The following is a 1294-nucleotide window of genomic DNA, read 5'->3' as shown; positions in this document are numbered from 1 at the left end:
CGGCCGCCATCTGCGCCGCGGCGGTGGCCTGCGGGTCCGCGACCTCCTTCGGCTCCACCAGCACGAGGCCGGCGCCGGAGATCGCCGCGGCCGCCGGCGCCGGGAGCGGCTTCAGCCGATCGTCGGAGAGATGGATGGTGCCGAACAGGTGGGAGGGCGGCAGGCCGGGCTTCTCCAGCCGCCACAGCAGGCCCTCGGCGTCGGGGGTGCGCCGGCCCTCGGCCTCGAAGGCGGCGTAGCGGGAGGGGTCCTCCTCGCGCAGCGCGGCGACGAGGTCGTTGCCCTGGCAGCGGGCCGGGGCGGCGTGCGCGGGCCCCGCCGCCAGCAGGGCGAGCGCGACGAGCGCGGGCGACAGCCGCTTCGCGAGGCGCGAAGCGGCCCGCCTCACGGGTTGAGCGCCAGCAGCGTGCGCGGACCCTGCGCGGTCTTGCGCGTCTCGACGATCTTGGCCTGATCGAGATCGATCAGCGACACGGTGTCGTCGAACCAGTTGGCGACGGCGGCGGAGCGGCCGTCCGGCGTGATGGCGATCCCTTCCGGATAGGACCCGACCTTCACGGTCGCGGTCACCGTCAGGGACTTGGCGTCCACGATCGAGACCGTGCCGTCGTGCTGGTTGGTGACGGCGAGCCTCGCGCCGTCCGGCGTCACCGCGACGCCGTAGGGCATCTTGCCGAGCGGCACGCGCTTCACCTCCTGCCCGCTCTCCACGTCCACCACCGAGAGATCGTTGCTCTGGACGTTGGCGACGTAGAGCCGGCGCTCGTCCGGCGACAGCGCCAGCGCGAAGGGCGCGCGGCCGACCTTGATCTGCCCGGTCTCGGTCATGGTGGAGAGGTCGACGATCGACACCGCGTCCGCCTCGCGGGCGGCCACATAGGCGCGGCGGCCGGCCGTGTCGAGGATCACCGCCGCGGGCGAGCGCCCGACCGACGCCTGGTTCACCGACGCGCCGGTGGCCACGTCGATCCGGTGCAGCACGTTGCCGCTCCAGTCGGTGACGTAGAGGTTCTCCTCCGTCGCCGCCGCGCCGAAGGGCGAGCCCTTCACCACGAAGGAGGCGGCGACCCGGCGCGTGACGGCGTCGAGCACCGACACGCGGCCCTTGTCGGGATGGGTGACGTAGAGCGTGCGCCCGTCGGGGCCGACCGCGATCACGGCCGGCGTCTCGCCGATGGTGACGCGCTCGTCCGTCGCGCCCGGCGTCAGCGGCAGGAAGCCGAGCGTGGCCCCCGCCTGGCTGACGACGGCGATCACGGGCTCCGCCGCCGCGGTCCCGGCGCCGGCCGCGCAC

2 protein-coding genes are annotated in these 1294 nt (G+C 74.7%); both read right to left on the bottom strand.

Going from position 1 to position 1294, the window contains the following annotated elements; genetic code table 11:
- Positions 1-388, bottom strand: a 388-nt coding sequence (locus ACFQ4O_RS17655) for a TraB/GumN family protein (RefSeq protein ID WP_378777698.1), incomplete at its 3' end; no start/stop codon positions are given.
- The coding region (locus tag ACFQ4O_RS17650; RefSeq protein ID WP_378777696.1) for a YncE family protein at positions 385-1294 on the bottom strand (910 nt) is incomplete at its 5' end. The genes ACFQ4O_RS17655 and ACFQ4O_RS17650, both read right to left, overlap by 4 nt.

The sequence above is a fragment of the Methylopila musalis genome (genome assembly GCF_042679725.1).
Taxonomy (GTDB): Bacteria; Pseudomonadota; Alphaproteobacteria; order Rhizobiales; family Methylopilaceae; genus Methylopila; species Methylopila musalis.
Note: the sequence above shows the minus strand (reverse complement) of the source record. Positions and strands in the feature narration are given on the sequence as shown.